This window comes from bacterium (assembly GCA_029210965.1).
Lineage (GTDB): Bacteria > BMS3Abin14 > BMS3Abin14 > BMS3Abin14 > BMS3Abin14 > JALHUC01.
The window spans coordinates 1-15,478 of record JARGFZ010000053.1; the positions used below are offsets into that span (position 1 = coordinate 1).

A 15,478-nucleotide genomic window follows, 5' to 3' on the forward strand; every position below is an offset into this window, starting at 1 on the left:
CAGGCCCGTCTTCGTCTTTTAGACTACGCCGTGGCAGGCTGGATTCCGGAAGACTTACGTGTCTAAGTATCTACGTGCCTGAACCGCTCCTTCCCCCCTGTTTCGCTTTTTCTCAGACTTTCTCTGTGTCCTCTGCCTGCCCTGAGCTTGTCGAAGGGTGACCTCCGTGGTGAAATCAGCCGCCTTTACAGGAACCGTTGCTTCACTGGATTCCGGACAATCCCGCAATTGGCGATGATTTTCGGAATGACGATAGGTGCAGCTTGATGTTCAGTTTTATTCCTTTTCGCTCAGTCGCTCAGTCTATATTTTCGCCTTTCCTCCGTGTCCCCGAGTCAGGCGGTTTTGCGTTAATTAAAGGCCTCAGCCAGCTCTTTTCGGTAATCTTCGAGTTTCGTACTCAGGGAATCATCACTCAGGGCCAGGATGGAGATGGCCAGGAGCGCTGCGTTCTGCGCTCCTCCGTTTCCCAGGGCCACGGTGGCAACCGGGATCCCCCCCGGCATCTGGACTGTGGAGAGCAGGGAGTCAAGGCCGTTGAGGGGCGAGGAGGGGATGGGCACCCCGATCACAGGTTTTACGGTGAGGGAAGCCACGACCCCGGCGAGATGGGCAGCCCAGCCAGCCCCGGCGATAAAGATACTGCACCCGTCTTTTTCCGCCTCCTCCACCAGTTTGCGCACCCTTTCGGGGGTCCGGTGAGCTGAAGCCACCGCCATTCGAAAGGGGACACCGAACTTCCGAAGGGTATTTGCGGCATCCACCATGGTGCTTTCATCAGAGGGACTGCCCATGAGAATAAGAACATCAACTTTTTCCATAAAGTCTCCCGTTCCAATTGGTTTTGATAATTAAGGCTATTATCGTTTTTAAGTAAACCGTTTAATTCTTAAATTCCAGCTTCTCTCAGTGTTCTCAATAAACCCAGTGGTAAAAAAGCCGTATTTCGTGATCCGTAAAACCTGGATACTTAGACACCTAAATACCTGGATACCGCTCTTACCCCAGACTGAGGTTTTACTCTGTGTAACCCTGTGGTGCAGCCTGGAATTGGCTGCGCTGTGAACCCTGCGGTAAGGCTTTTGTCGCTATAATAGCAACTGTTCTTTCCCCAGATTAAAGCCTTCCTCTGCGTCCGAAGCCTGTCACGCCAGTGGCGTGACGACCTCTGCGTTTAAAAACACTACTATTTCAGGAATTTTATTGCCTTGGCTCCGATGTCCGTCCTGTACTGTGCCCCGTCCCACTTGATAAGAGCGCAGGCTTCGTAGGCCCGTTCGATGGCCTGGGGGATGTCCTTGCCCCTGGCCGTCACGCCAAGCACCCTGCCGCCGGATGTGACGATCTTCCCGTCCTTTAGGGCTGTGCCTGCGTGGAACACCTTTACATCTGGAAGAGCGTCAGCCTCATCGATACCGGTAATTACTTTGCCCTTTTCGTAATCCCCGGGATAGCCGCCGGAAGCCATCACAACGCAAATGGTGGCGTCGTCCTGCCAGTCCAGGGTTATCTCATCGAGGCGTTCGTCTATCACCGCCTCCATTATTTCCACAAGGTCCCCGTCCAGCCTCATGAAGAGGGGCTGGGCTTCGGGGTCTCCGAAACGTGCGTTAAACTCCAGAACCCGGGCTTTTCCATCTTTAATCATCAGCCCTGCGTAGAGCACACCTTTGTAGGGCCGACCTTCTGCGGCCATGGCCTGTACCGTGGGGATCATGATCTCGTTCATGGCCTGGTCAAAAAGCTCTGGTGTCACCACGGGAGCGGGTGAGTAGGCTCCCATGCCGCCCGTGTTGGGTCCCTTGTCCCCGTCAAAAATAGGCTTGTGGTCCTGGGATGTAGCCATGGGCAGGACAGTCTTTCCATCCGAAAAGGCCAGGAATGAGGCTTCTTCGCCTACAAGAAACTCTTCGATGACGATCGTGTCTCCCGCGTCGCCGAAGGCTCGTTCATCCATGCAAAGCCTTACAGCTTCCTCGGCCTCCTCGATCGTCTGACAGACGATGGCCCCTTTGCCGGCCGCCAGGCCGTCAGCCTTGACTACGATGGGGGCACCGATCTTCTTCAGGTATGCCCTTGCTGCGTCCGCATCGTCAAAGACCTGGTAAGTTCCGGTGGGGATGTTGTACTTGGCAAGCAGGTTTTTCGTGAACACTTTACTGCCCTCGATCTCAGCGGCCGCCTTACTGGCGCCGAAGATACGCAGGCCCGCAGCCTCGAAGGCGTCCACGATGCCGAGAGTCAGGGGCAATTCAGGGCCGGCGCAGGTCAGGCCGATGCCCTCACTGACAGCAAAATCCACGAGGCCTTTAATGTCGGTAACATCGATGGATACCACCTCCGCCTCCCTGGCGATCCCGGCATTGCCCGGGGCGCAGTACACCTTGGTGACTCTCGGGGACTGGTTCAGCTTCCACACCAGAGTGTGCTCTCGCCCTCCACCGCCAACTACTAAAACCTTCATTCTCACCTCCCAGAATGTCTATTACACGCAGTGTGGGGGTATGGGGGTGTCGGGGTAACGGGGTAAGAACCGGTTCTCTTCACTCTCATACTCCCATACTCCCTTACCTGTCTCTTTAATGTCTAAAGTGCCTTATCCCCGTAAACACCATGGCAAGGCCGTGCTCGTCTGCCGCGGCAATGACCTCTTCGTCTCGCACGCTGCCGCCAGGCTGGATAATAGCGGTGACTCCCGCTTCAGCGGCCGCGTCTATCCCGTCTCGGAATGGGAAGAAGGCGTCGGAGGCAAGGACCGTTCCCTCGATGGGGAGATTAGCCTTGATGATCCCGATTTTCGCTGAATCCACGCGGCTCATCTGCCCCGCTCCCACCGCCACGAGCTGGTCTTCCTTAACGTAGATAATTGCGTTGGATTTAACATGTTTGGCGATGGTCCACGCGAAACGCATGGCGGTCATTTCCTCCTTGGTGGGGAGGCGTTTGGTTGCCACCGATATTTTCCCCTCTTCCAGGGTGAGAAGGTCCCGGTCCTGTACCAGGAAGCCTCCTCCCGTACTCCTGATAAAAGGGATGGCCGGATCGAATTCCGGTCGGTCTATCCCTGGAAGTTCGAGGATCCTGAGGTTCTTCTTTGTTTTCAGGATCTCGAGGGCTTCTTCGCTGTAGGATGGGGCGATGATAACCTCGGTAAAAACCTTGGCGACCTCCTGGGCTGCTTCCTTGTCCACTTCGCGGTTAAAACCCACAATGCCGCCGAAAGCGGATAGGGGATCTGTTTTCATGGCCTGCCTGTGTGCCTGGGCCAGGGTCCCGGCCAAAGCCGCGCCGCAGGGGTTTGTGTGCTTGACGATCACGCAGGCCGGCTGATCGAACTCCATTGTCAGCTGGAGCGTGGCGTCAGTGTCCAGGATGTTGTTGTAGGAAAGCTCCTTCCCCCACAGCTGGCGCGCCTGGGTCAGGAGCGGTTCTCTTGAAGTTGTTCCGGCGTAAAAAGCTGCTTTCTGATGGGGGTTCTCTCCGTACCTCAAGTCCTGCAGCTTGCGGCCGGAAACGATGAGGGTTTCAGGAAACACATCACCGGTTCTCCCTCCCTCCTCATCCAGGGATGAAAAATATGCGGCCACTGCTGAATCGTATATACATGTGTGGGAAAAGGCTTCCCGGGCAAGAGCAAGCCGGGTGGCAAAAGAAATGCCGACCTCATCAGTCATCTCGTCCAGGATTGACCCGTACCTTTCCGGGTTAACGATAACGGCCACAGAAGGGAAGTTCTTGGCTGCGGCTCGCACCATTGCCGGGCCGCCGATGTCGATCATTTCGAGAGCCTCGTCGAGGGTGGCGTCACCTTTTTCAACCGTTTTCTGGAAGGGGTAAAGGTTGACCACCACCAGGTCGAAGGGGGTGATGTCATGGTTCTGAAGCTGCTTAAGGTGGTCGGGGATCTCTTTTCGGGCCAATATGCCCCCGTGGATCATCGGGTTAAGGGTTTTTACCCTACCGTCCAGGATCTCGGGGAAGCCCGTTATGTCGCTTACAGGAATAACAGGTATACCGGCCTCCTCAAGGGTTCGCGCGGTGCCGCCCGAAGAAACGATCTCAATGCCGAGATCGACGAGAGCCCGGCAGAACGGTTCGAGACCCGTCTTGTCCCAGACGCTGACAAGGGCTCTCGCGACGGGAAGTGGTTCTCTTTTCATGGAGCTCCTTTCTTTCTCCAGCGTATTGAAAAAATGTCACACGCTGCGGAAATTGTTTCAGAAACCCCGGAAGCGCAAAAAATATATGTTTTACGGTGATTCCGGAGCAAAAAGTTTTTTATTGTGTTGGTTTACCCTGATCGCCTCTTTTCGGGACAATCGGAGTGTCAATTGATGTCCCCGGAGGGGCAACATCCAAAACCATGTGCTGGTTTTGGATAAGCAAGAGTAGTTTTACACGATGGTGTGGGGAGGGTCAATATAATGGACGCGGAGGTAAATCATCCGACGCGGGGACACGGAGTGACGAACATGCCGTCATTCCGGAAATCATCGCCAATTGCGGGATTGTCCGGAATCCAGGGGACCGGTCGACGCGGCAATTCCGGTTCCTGTGAAAGCGGCTGATTTCACCACAGAGTCACCCTTCGACAAGCTCAGGGCAGGCAGAGGGCACAGAGAAAGGCTGAATCCTGGGTTAAGGCGCCGGTTGCTATTAAAGCGATGTTTTTCACCACGGAGGCACGGAGGACACGGAGAAAGGCTGAAATCCAGGAAGGAACGGTTCCTGTAAAGGCGGTGTTTTCACCACGGAGGTCACCCTTCGACAAGCTCAGGGCAGGCGACAGGCTCCCTTCGACAATCTCCCCTCGACAGGCTCGGGACAGGCAGGGCAGGCGGGACAGGCGGGGACACGGAGTCGAACATGATCCGCCTGCCGCGTGATGATCCGGAATCCAGCCTGTCACGGCGTAGTTCGAATAACGAAGACGGGTCGCTTTTGCCTGCCTGCCCCGAGCCCAGTCGAGGGGTCATCGCGAGCCGCCCCAAAGCGACTTGTCCGCCATAGCTTTAGCAACGGCGGATCTTCCCGCCTCGGTAAACCTTCCCCCTCACCCCGGCCCCCCTTCATGGGCGAGGGAGAGTATGGAAATGGACTATTGGCAAGGGGAGGAAGAATTAGGAAGTTGACTATTGGCAGGCTTCGCCCGGAATGATGCCAGCCTATGGCCGGGGTTCCAGGTTCCAAGTTCCAGGTTTTACTCCCATACCCCCATACTCCCTTACACCCATACCTTTTTTTCCCTGTGTCTACGTTTCCACGATCTCAATCCCCGGTTGAGATCTGAACATCCCTATCCTGTGCACCGGTACACCTTCTGCGCCAAGGGCCAGTTCAAAACTGTCCTCCTTGTCCGGGGATACGGCGATGAGCAATCCCCCGGAGGTTTGGGGGTCGAAAAGAGGCCACAGCCTTTCCTTGGACTGAGAGGGGAATGTGACTTTACCCTCCAGGTGATCCCGGTTTCGATACGCTCCGGCAGGGACCATCCCCGAATCAACCATCTCTTCTATTCCTGTCATCTTCGGGATGGAGTCCATGTCGAGAACGGCTCCCAGGTCCGATCCGGCGCACATCTCCCACAAGTGCCCGAGAAGGCCGAACCCCGTGACGTCGGTGGCGGCTGAAACTCCCGTTTCGACCATGGCGGCCGCTGCAGGGCCGTTGGACATTTTCATCCAGCCCACGAACTCTTCACTCAACGACTGGGGGATCAGTTCCCCTTTCAGGGCAGTGGAGGCGATACCGGTTCCCAGGGGCTTCGTCAGGTAGATGAGGTCGCCGTCCATTGCGGTGTTGTTTGTGATCGCTGCATCAGGGTGAACGGTACCGGTGACGGCAAGGCCGAATTTGATCTCGGGGTCTTCCACCGTGTGGCCGCCCACGACCGTACATCGGTTTTCTGTCAGCGCTGCGAGGGCACCCTTAAGTATGAGTGATGCTGTTCCCAGGGGAAGTTCACACTGCTGGAAGCCCAGGAAGGTCAGGGCGGTGAGGGGAGTTCCGCCCATGGCGTAGATATCCGAAAGGGCATTAATGGCCGCGATGTAGCCGAAATCGGCCGGATCGTCCACAATGGGGGTGATGACGTCGATAGACTGGACGAGAGCTGTGTCCCCGTTCAGTCGGTAAACGCCGGCGTCGTCGGATGTCTCTGTTCCCACCAGAAGACGGTCGTCCGCCATCATGGCCGAACGCAGCGGTGCAAGAAGAACTGACAGGTCGCCCGGACCCAGTTTGGCAGCTCAACCAGCGGCTTTGACCATCCCGGTGAGTCTGTATATGTCTTTGCGGTTTTTCATAGATTTAGAATACCGAATCCAGATTCCAGATTCCAGATATTTAAAAGCTCTTACGCTGAGGGCCACTGTTAAGATCCTGAACCCGCTTAATATAAATCTTCTCTGTGTCCTCAGTGAGCTCAGTGGTAAAAAGCATCGCCTTTATAGTAACCGGGATTGCTTCCGCCGTCGCTCGTTTGGAACACCCAGATTAGGGGAGAGAACGAGCTATGGCGGACAAGTCGCTTTGATTCGGCTCGCAATGACAGGTTTTTACCCAGGGTTCAGCCTTTCTCCGTGTCCTCCGTGCCTCCGTGGTGAAAACACCGCCTTTACAGGAACCGTTGCTTCACTGAATTCCGGACAATCCCGCAGTTGGCGATGATTTCCGGAATGACGGAGCGGGGATGGGTGTGGTTCGCCTTCCACCGTGTCGCCGTGTCCCCGTGTCCCCGTGTCAGGCGGTTTCTCTTCGTTTCCCACCGTGTCCCCGCGTCCCCGCGTCCCCGCGTCTCCGTGTCCTGTGCACTTGATTAAGCCGTGTCCAGCGGTTTTTCAGTCCTCAAACCCTATGGCCTGATGACACTCGCCGCTTCAAGCAGGGCTCCCTGGATGTCAAACATGTTTGAAACTGTGCCCACGGAAACCTTGTCCGAGAGGGAAAAAAATTCCAGACAAGTGCCGCAAACGAAGATCTCGCAGCCGCGGTCGATCATTTTCCCCAGAGCTTTCAAAACGGCGGACCCCTGGACCGCGAACTTTACACCGGCGTTCATAAAAAGGATCCGGTCGGGGATCCGGTCCTGGTCCAGGAGAGTGTTGATAAACCCCTCCATGAGGATACGGCCGAGTTTTTCATCCCCCTGCCCGAGGGTTTCGCCAGTGATGAAGATAACAGGCGGTTTTCTCACCGCGTCCTGTATTTGATTGCCTGCCCTGAGCCTGTCGAGGGGTGTCCCCGGGTCAGTCGGCACCGGTACCGTGATGACCAGACGAATGGCCCCTCCATCGCCTTCTTCGATACGAACGCCGGCACCCCTGCTTTCGGCGAAGCGGCGCACATTATCACGGCTGCTCTCCGAGCTCACATCAACGGAAAAGGATACACCAGGGGGTGTCTCCTCAAGGGTCTTTTTAACCTGTATGACGGGTCCCGGGCAGGCGAGGTTTCTGCAGTCAATGCTTTTTATGGTGGCCTCCATATTAAGAATGTAACTAAGTGTCTAAGTATTACCCCTTATTTTGGTAATGAGGGGTATGTTTTCCACTTCTCAGCTTGCCTCGGCGTAGTTATGCCCCAAGCATAACGAAGACGGGTCACTCCGGGCCCATTTTGTCCTAGAAGGCCTTAATCAGGGAACCCGGAGTCCAGTCGCTCCACCCGTCACTCCGGGCAAAAACCCGGAGTCCAGTCGCTCCACCCGTCACTCCGGGCAAGGACCCGGAGTCCAATTGAATTAAGCAATTGCATCCATAGCTTTAATGAATGCATAGCACGCGTTCCGGGTAATATCAATCTATCTTGTAACGATAATCAAAAAGCTCTTGAATAACTCCCATATATTGTGCTATCTTCCGTCTGAAATACAATATATAGGAGTCTCACCCTTCTTTTTTCCTTTTTAAAACAGGTAGTTTCCGGAGGATTATATGACCGTGACCAAGTCGGGGAGTGCCGACAGTGAGTCTATGAAAAAACAGGAAACCCTCGATTTTGGGTCAACCCTGACCCAGGTGGAGCTTTCTGAAAACGCCCGTGTTGTTCTGGCCAAAAGATATCTCAAAAGGGACGATGAGGGGAACCCCCTTGAGGGGCCTGAGGACCTTTTTCGCCGGGTTGCTGGCAACATCGCCCAGGCTGAAGAAAAGTTCGGCGCTGATCCCCAGCAGGTCGAGGAGACAGCGGAACTCTATTTCAACCTAATGGCTTCCCTTTCCTTCATGCCGAACTCTCCAACGCTTATGAACGCCGGTCGGGAACTGCAGCAGCTTTCCGCCTGTTTCGTTCTTCCTGTGGAAGATTCCATGGAGAGCATTTTTGATGCGGTAAAGCATACCGCCATGATCCACAAGAGCGGCGGCGGGACCGGTTTTTCCTTCAGCAGGCTGCGGCCCGGCCAGGATGTGGTCAAGTCCACATCCGGCGTTTCCTCCGGCCCCATATCCTTCATGAAGGTCTTCAACCAGGCCACTGAGGTCATAAAGCAGGGCGGCACCCGCCGCGGTGCCAACATGGGTATTCTCCGCATCGATCATCCGGACATTCTGCTTTTCATCAGGTGCAAGGAAGAGAACGATCAGCTAAACAATTTCAACATTTCGGTGGGGCTTACAGAGGAGTTCATGAGAGCTGTGGGCGAGGATGAGGAGTATTCTCTCATGAACCCGAGAACGGGTGAAGAGGTAAGCAAACTGAAGGCCCGTGAGGTTTTTCAATTGGTGGTGGAAAAGGCATATCAGAACGGCGAACCTGGTATCATTTTCCTGGATCGGGTAAACCGGGATAACCCCACCCCTCAACTTGGGGAGATTGAGAGCACCAATCCCTGCGGCGAGCAGCCGCTGCTTCCTTACGAGTCCTGCAACCTTGGTTCCATAAACTTGTCCCGTGTGCTGCGGTATGAAGGCAAAAGGGTATCCATCGATTACGACAAGCTCGGACATGTCACCACCCATTCGGTAAGGTTCCTCGATAACGTCATCGAGATGAACCGCTATCCCCTCGACAAGATCGAGGACATGACCAAAAAGAACCGTAAAATCGGGCTTGGCATTATGGGGTGGGCCGACATGCTGTTCAGGCTCGGGATTCCTTACAACTCGGAGGAGGCGGTGGCCCTGGCTGACAAGGTCATGGGGTTCGTCCACCAGAAGGGGATGGAGGCATCCCAGAACCTTGCCGAGGAACGCGGTGCATTTCCTGCCCACGATGGCAGTATCTTCGATGTGCCTGGACGCCCTCCCATGAGAAACGCCACCGTGACAACCATTGCGCCCACCGGGACCATTAGCATCCTGGCAAACACCACTAGCGGTATCGAGCCTCTTTTTGCTGTGGCTTTCCAGAGGAACGTTATGGACAACCAGCGCCTCGTTGAGGTGCACCCCTATTTCAAAGAGGTGGCCAGGCGGGAGGGTTTCTACAGCGAGGACCTTATGGAAAAGATCGTCCAGGAAGGGTCCATCCAGCACATATCGGGAATACCGGATTGGGTGAAGAGAGTCTTTGTGACCTCCCATGACATCAGCCCTGAATGGCACATCCGTATGCAGGCGGCCTTTCAGAAGTATACCGACAATGCGGTTTCCAAAACAGTTAACTTCCCCAACGAGGCCACCAGGAAAGACATCGAGGAGGTTTATCTCCTGGCCTACGAACTTGGTTGTAAAGGGATAACCGTTTACAGAGACGGCAGCAGGGACGAGCAGGTTCTTTCCTATGGCACCAAGGACCGGAGTTCTACTCAGCCCCTGGATCCGACGGGGAGGACCATGCCGGCCCCGAGGCCCAGGCCTGGCACAACCCAGGGGATGACCATCAAGATGAAGACCGGGTGCGGTAACCTCTACGTGACCATCAATGAGGACGAAAAGGGGTTGTGTGAGGTGTTTACACAGATGGGCAAGGCCGGAGGTTGCGCGGCGTCCCAATCCGAGTCGGTGAGCCGTATGGTCTCCCTGGCCCTTCGATCAGGTATCGAGGTGGATTCCATTTTAAAGCAGCTTTCAGGAATCAGGTGCCCCTCGCCGCTGTGGCAGAACGGTGAGATGATCCTCTCCTGCTCAGACGCCATCGCCAAAGCCCTGAGACAGTACGTGGATATCCGGAGTGAGAGAGGGGATGAACCTCTCAAGGTCGTCGAGTTCCCGGCCAGGACCAGGAGAAACTCCGGCACGGACGATCTCAAGTCATCTGCAGGGAAATTGTGCCCGGACTGCAGCGGTACCCTGGAGTTTGCCGAAGGCTGTGCCACCTGCCATTCCTGCGGCTATTCGAAGTGCAGTTAGAAAATCTATCAGGGGGCGGGCAGATTTTCTAAATTGGAAGAAGCCACTATTGCAACTGTTCAATCTAAAAAGTTTTTTCTCAGACTTGCGAATTTTCCAGATATTAACCCATAAAATTGTATGGCAGTCTCCTCACAATTTTATGGGTTGACTTTTGCATGTCGGGAGGTTATGCAGGCTTGTTTATTAAGCAGTTTTTTATAAATCCGTTCAAATCAAAAGGAGGTGAACGCCTTGGCTCACGTTATCACTGATGAATGCACTGCCTGTGGAAGTTGTGTCGATTCGTGCCCTGTTGACGCGATCAGCGAGGGAGAGATCTACATTATCGATGCTGAACTGTGCACCGACTGCGGCGCCTGTGTTGAAACATGTCCTGTAGAGGCCATTATTGGCGAATAATTAAATTTGTTGAGAAGTTTAAAATAAAAAAGGGCGGCCTGCAGGCCGCCCTTCTTTTTTCCTCTATAGCCAACGAACTGCCGGCAGCGGGGTCATCACCCGCCTCCAAAACTGGTAGCACAGGAAAGGAGTTCTGCTCCGGTCAGCTTCCGGACCTTGTCCAGGGCCGAATCACAGGATGGGCAGGGAATGAGCAGCCCTTCCTCACGTTCAGCTATCATCTGTGTGTACTGCAGTTCGCAGGTCGGGCACTTCAGTTCGTATATTGAATAGGCGTTCATTAGACGGTTTCCTGTAATTTCGAGTTTGACAAAGGGTTAAAACAGCTTTTTCTCAAGTGTTCTGCTCCACGATCTTCTTGATCTCAGCGGCGTTGGCTCCGATGACCTGCTCAGCAACCTGGCCGTCTTTAAACAGTATTACTGTGGGGATGCTTCTGATGCCGTACTGGTTGGGGATCTTGGAGTTTTCGTCAACGTTGACCTTGCCAACCTTGATCTTGGCGCCGTAGGTCTCGGCGATCTCTTGCATCACAGGGGCGATCATTCGGCACGGAGCGCACCACACAGCCCAGAAATCCACCAGAACAGGTCTGGATTCTTTAAGAACTTCCTCTTCAAAATTGTCGTCGCTCAGTTCCATTACCTTCTTGCTGTCTGCCATGATCCTCCTCCTTAATTAAAGTATTTACAAACATACTGTCCTGGCAGCCTGCCGTGGAATTGCGACTGGATGCTTGAGGTTTGTCTGACACCCTGACAACGCCATGGAATTTGTTGTATCATCACACAAACCCTATTCGGCAGATTACCGGGTCTCCCGTATCATTGCCGTGGAATTTTAACTCGCAAAGGGTTGACTGTCAATGGTAAAACGGAATATTAGAAAATAATAATGCAATGGAGGTCAATTTGGCTCAAACAGAAGGATTTTTGAGCAGGGAAAAACTCCGGGATATCCGTTCTCTCGATTCCGTGAAGATCAGAAGGCGGAAAGGGCTCTGCATGGTGGAGGGGGAACGTTCTCTTCGGGAAGCTCATCGTACAGGGAACCTTCTCTATCTCGTCGTGTCAGAGGACCGAACCGTAGATGGCAGGTTGCCCCTCCCAGAAGAGTTTTCATCGGCGGTTGTACCGTGCTATACACTCGCATCCGCTCATTTCAGGGAACTAACCGAGGTGAAAGCCGGTACCGGTATACTGGGGGTGGCCCGAATTCCACCCCAGGGAGATCTTGACGAGCTTGAGGGTTTTACTGGCAGATCCACCCTGTTTTTTCTCGATGGTCTCCAGGAGCCCGGGAACGTTGGTGCTCTCATCCGGACGGCCTGGGCCCTCGGGTTTTCCGGAGTACTCATGGGGGATGGGACCGCCGACCCTTTCAGCGCCAAGGGGGTCAGAGCCTCCGCTGGCGGTGTGTTCCACCTTCCTCTCTTTGGAGGTGTCGGGGGAGGGATCGGGGCTCGGGAGATGGAAGGACTGACGCGGGTGGGATATTCGCTTTTTGCCGCCGACAGGGAGGGTCAGGATTACCGGTCGATAGCATATGCTGAACGTTCTATCCTTGCTCTCGGTAACGAGGGCAGCGGTTTTTCAGAGTGGGTCCTTCACACCGGTCAGGTTGTAGGGATCCCTCTTGCCCAGGGAGTTGACTCCCTCAATGTGGTTGTGGCAGGGGGGATCATCGCCGCCCAGATGGCGGCGATGGCGGGACGCGGAGAAGGGGAGACGCGGTGACGCGGGGGGAAAGAACTGGAGGGGGCGAGGGGGAGAGTGGGCGAGAGGGAGAAAATCAACGTCATTCCTGAAATCACGCAAACCGCGTGATTGTCCGGAATTCAATGGCATTGCTGTAACAAATGCGACTGGACTCCGGGTCCTTCTCTTTCACCCCCACCTCAATCCTCCCCCCTCAATAGGGAGAGGAAGAACAAGGAAGGGGACTATTGGTAGGCCCGGAGTGACCTGGAACCTGATATGTAGATTTACCCTGTGAAACCCTGTTGGAAAAACATCACTTTGATGGCAACTGCTGTTTACCCAGATTCTGAATTTCTCAGTGTCTTCAATAACTTGTGGTAAAAACTGTCGCCTTGATAGCAACCGTGTTTCCCCAAGATTCAAGGTTTTACTCCGCGAAACCCTGCGGTGCGGACGTAATTGGCCGCCCTGTGTAACTCTGCGTTAAAGCTTTAATTGCTTTCATAGTAACTGTTGTTCCCAGCTTTAGCTCTTGCACTTTCTCCGTGTCACCGCGTCTTCGCGTCGCCATGTCAGGTGAGATCGTGGAATCGCTATTCCAGTGATTCCACGATCTTTGCCAACGCTTCCGCCGATCTTTCCACAATTATACGTCCCTTTTGGGCGTCGGCCGCTCGCGGGTTTCCCCACACTCCTCCGGGCCAGTAGTTTTCAGGATCTGGAATAACCTGCCCGGCAGGCAGTTGTGGATACTCTTCCTCAGGCGGTTCCCCCACCGAGTCGGGGTGCAGGTACATCATCCTGGATGTCTCGATCTCTCCGGCGTGACCGTCACGGGGTGTTGCGAGCAGGTCCCCCGACACATCCTTCACCAGGTCCAGGTCACAGATCACGGCCAGTTTAAGGTCCCTGTTTGCCTGTACGCACGCCTCAGCAGCTTCCCTGAGGGCGGCCATGTGAATGCGGCCGGCATGACCGGAAAACAGGATGATCCGCATGAAACCGTGGCTGGCAAATGAGTTGATGATGTCCCTTGACACGGACCGAAGGGTGTCTCCGGACAGGGTAATGGTGCCGGGGTGGTTCCTTGTGCTGCTGCATTGCCCGTAATGAACCGGAGGGGCGACGATGATCCTTACCCTTTCAGCTGCCTTGGAGGCGACAGCCGATGCCTGAAGTGTGTCGGTGGACAGGGGAAGGTGGGACCCGTGCTGCTCGACGGTACCGAAGGGGACGATGACCGGTGTCCCGGCTTTTTGTTCCTTCCGGACATCTTCCATTGTCATCCACATAAGTTCCATAGGTTTCTCCTTTAAGCCAGTTGTAGGATGTCAGTTGTAGGATACGAGAATTCAATATAGCATAGCAGACTACCAGTGGTGTCCAGTGATCTGTAATTCACCCAATGGCGTCATTCCGGGTAAGGCGTGATTACAATAAAGGCGATGTTTTTTTACCACAGAGGAAAATGAGGACACTGAGGAAACCTGTAACTGGGAAAAGGCTAACAATACTGGTTTTCGATCGTCATTTCGGAAGTCACGCGAACTATGTGATTGTCATGAATCCAGTTGGACTGAATGACTCAACAGCTTCGGTGACAGGAATAGCTTAAGCGTTCTTGGGTTCCTCAGCATCCCTGAGCTTGTCGAAGGGTATTCTCAGTGTTCTCTAGTGAGTCACTTTTCAGAAGTGAGTGACGAACGGGTGGTGAAAAAGAATGGAGACTTTTTTAATCGTTTTTCAGTTACTGAACATACATCTTTACCAAAGGAAATACCAAATTGAACGATTTGAATCTGAAGTTAGCAGCGGCCAAAGGGATTCTTTTTGATCTCGACAACACCCTCTACAATGGGGAAAAGGGGGTGTTCCAGCGCATCAACGAGCGCATCAACGATTTCGTGAGGGAGTTCACCGAATGTAAGAGCGAAAAGGTGGATGCCCTGAGAAGGGATTACAAGGATCGTTACGGAACCACTCTGGGCGGCCTCATGGCCCATCATTCCGTGGACCCGGATCAGTACCTGGAATATGTCCACGACGTTTCCGTGGAGGAGCTGCTGAAACCTGATCCGGTCCTCGCCGCCTTCCTGCGGTCCATTGAGCTTCCCATGGCCATATTCACCAACGGGTCAAATCAGCACGCGCGGCGGGTCCTGGATGCCCTGGGGGTTGCCCCATATTTCGAGGGCATCTGTGACCTTGCCGACACGAAATATCTCGGCAAACCCCACAGGGAGGCGTTTGAAGCAGCTTCCGGCCTCCTTGACTGTTCACTGGCGGAAACTGTTTTTGTGGATGACCTATTGGTGAATGTGAAAGCTGGAAGTGAGCTTTGTTCCCTGTCTATCCACGTGAATCCCTGGGAGGATGGGGCCGGCGACCTTCATGTGGAAAAGGTGCTCGACCTGGTTCCGATATTCTCCCCAATGCCATGGTATCAGGATTGAACTGGACACGGTGTGTGAGGAGAACACTAGACGCGGGGACACGGAGGGAAAGAACTGGAGGGGGCGAGGGGGCGAGGGGGAGAGCGGGCGAGAGGGAGAAAATAAACGTCATTCCGGACATCACGCCTGCTGCGTGATGATCCGGAATCAAGCCTGCCGCGGCGACCTGTCACGGCATAGCCTGCTTGTGAGGGCATTTTATCACGGCGTAGCCCCAAGGCGAAGCCGGAAGCCATTGGCGACGACCCAAGGCGACGACGGAAGTCCTGAGCTTGTGGTTCGATAGGCTCACCACCCAGAGCATCGTCGAAGGGTCGAAGGACGAAGACAGGTGGTATTGCTGTAACAAATGCCACTGGACTCCGGGTCCGGGCCCGGAGTGACCAGCAGTTCAGCTTTCCTCTGCCTGTCTCCGTCTGCCCTGAGCAAGTTGAAGACCCTGAGCATGGTCGAAGGGCGCAGCGCGTCGATGGGTGTACCCTGCGGTAAAAACCATCGCCTTTATAGCAACTCCTCTTTAAACCTGGATCAAGCCTTCCTCCGTGACCTCAGTGACTCTTCTATGAGTAGGCCGGTCCTGTCAACGGGAAACTGGTCTATTGCCGACATCGGAAGCCCTTGCTTACACCCT

The 15,478-nt window shown here is 54.5% G+C and carries 12 protein-coding genes; 4 read left to right on the forward strand and 8 right to left on the reverse strand.

All coding sequences use genetic code 11. The features are described from left to right. Positions 1-350: 350 nt before the first annotated feature. From purE to yedF, 5 genes are all read right to left on the reverse strand, one after another. The gene (gene purE, locus P1S59_13180; protein ID MDF1527195.1) at positions 351-821 is read right to left on the reverse strand and encodes a 5-(carboxyamino)imidazole ribonucleotide mutase; all 471 of its coding nucleotides are present in this window, start codon (positions 819-821) and stop codon (positions 351-353) included. Between the two features lie 365 nt (positions 822-1,186). Beyond that, the gene (gene purD / locus P1S59_13185) at positions 1,187-2,464 is read right to left on the reverse strand and encodes a phosphoribosylamine--glycine ligase (GenBank protein MDF1527196.1); all 1,278 of its coding nucleotides are present in this window, start codon (positions 2,462-2,464) and stop codon (positions 1,187-1,189) included. Between the two features lie 115 nt (positions 2,465-2,579). Beyond that, on the reverse strand, positions 2,580-4,160 hold the full coding sequence (gene purH / locus P1S59_13190; protein ID MDF1527197.1) for a bifunctional phosphoribosylaminoimidazolecarboxamide formyltransferase/IMP cyclohydrolase: 1,581 nt from the start codon (positions 4,158-4,160) through the stop codon (positions 2,580-2,582). A gap of 1,092 nt (positions 4,161-5,252) precedes the next feature. Continuing rightward, positions 5,253-6,239: a selenide, water dikinase SelD gene (selD, locus tag P1S59_13195; protein MDF1527198.1), complete on the reverse strand. Its 987-nt coding sequence runs from the start codon at positions 6,237-6,239 to the stop codon at positions 5,253-5,255. Between the two features lie 614 nt (positions 6,240-6,853). Further along, positions 6,854-7,486 (reverse strand): sulfurtransferase-like selenium metabolism protein YedF, encoded by a 633-nt coding sequence (yedF, locus tag P1S59_13200; GenBank protein ID MDF1527199.1) that lies wholly within the window; start codon positions 7,484-7,486, stop codon positions 6,854-6,856. 487 nt (positions 7,487-7,973) lie between these two features. On the opposite strand from yedF, the gene P1S59_13205 reads away from it, so the two are divergent. Both P1S59_13205 and P1S59_13210 read left to right on the forward strand, forming a co-directional pair. Continuing rightward, positions 7,974-10,292 (forward strand): vitamin B12-dependent ribonucleotide reductase, encoded by a 2,319-nt coding sequence (locus tag P1S59_13205; protein MDF1527200.1) that lies wholly within the window; start codon positions 7,974-7,976, stop codon positions 10,290-10,292. 234 nt (positions 10,293-10,526) lie between these two features. Further along, positions 10,527-10,694 carry a 4Fe-4S binding protein gene (locus P1S59_13210; GenBank protein ID MDF1527201.1) on the forward strand — a complete coding sequence of 56 codons (168 nt, stop codon included), beginning with the start codon at positions 10,527-10,529 and terminating at the stop codon, positions 10,692-10,694. A gap of 95 nt (positions 10,695-10,789) precedes the next feature. Here P1S59_13210 and P1S59_13215 read toward each other — a convergent pair whose 3' ends face one another. Together P1S59_13215 and trxA are read right to left on the reverse strand one after the other, a co-directional pair. Beyond that, on the reverse strand, positions 10,790-10,975 hold the full coding sequence (locus P1S59_13215; GenBank protein ID MDF1527202.1) for a hypothetical protein: 186 nt from the start codon (positions 10,973-10,975) through the stop codon (positions 10,790-10,792). A 52-nt stretch (positions 10,976-11,027) separates the two neighbouring features. Then, positions 11,028-11,357 carry a thioredoxin gene (gene trxA, locus P1S59_13220; GenBank protein ID MDF1527203.1) on the reverse strand — a complete coding sequence of 110 codons (330 nt, stop codon included), beginning with the start codon at positions 11,355-11,357 and terminating at the stop codon, positions 11,028-11,030. Positions 11,358-11,605: 248 nt separating this feature from the next. Between trxA and P1S59_13225 the strand changes: the two genes are divergently transcribed. Beyond that, positions 11,606-12,430 carry an RNA methyltransferase gene (locus tag P1S59_13225; GenBank protein MDF1527204.1) on the forward strand — a complete coding sequence of 275 codons (825 nt, stop codon included), beginning with the start codon at positions 11,606-11,608 and terminating at the stop codon, positions 12,428-12,430. 557 nt (positions 12,431-12,987) lie between these two features. Here the strand turns inward: P1S59_13225 and P1S59_13230 are convergent. Beyond that, positions 12,988-13,695 (reverse strand): creatininase family protein, encoded by a 708-nt coding sequence (locus tag P1S59_13230; protein MDF1527205.1) that lies wholly within the window; start codon positions 13,693-13,695, stop codon positions 12,988-12,990. A gap of 483 nt (positions 13,696-14,178) precedes the next feature. Between P1S59_13230 and P1S59_13235 the strand changes: the two genes are divergently transcribed. Beyond that, the gene (locus P1S59_13235) at positions 14,179-14,847 is read left to right on the forward strand and encodes a pyrimidine 5'-nucleotidase (protein ID MDF1527206.1); all 669 of its coding nucleotides are present in this window, start codon (positions 14,179-14,181) and stop codon (positions 14,845-14,847) included. Positions 14,848-15,478 lie beyond the last annotated feature (631 nt).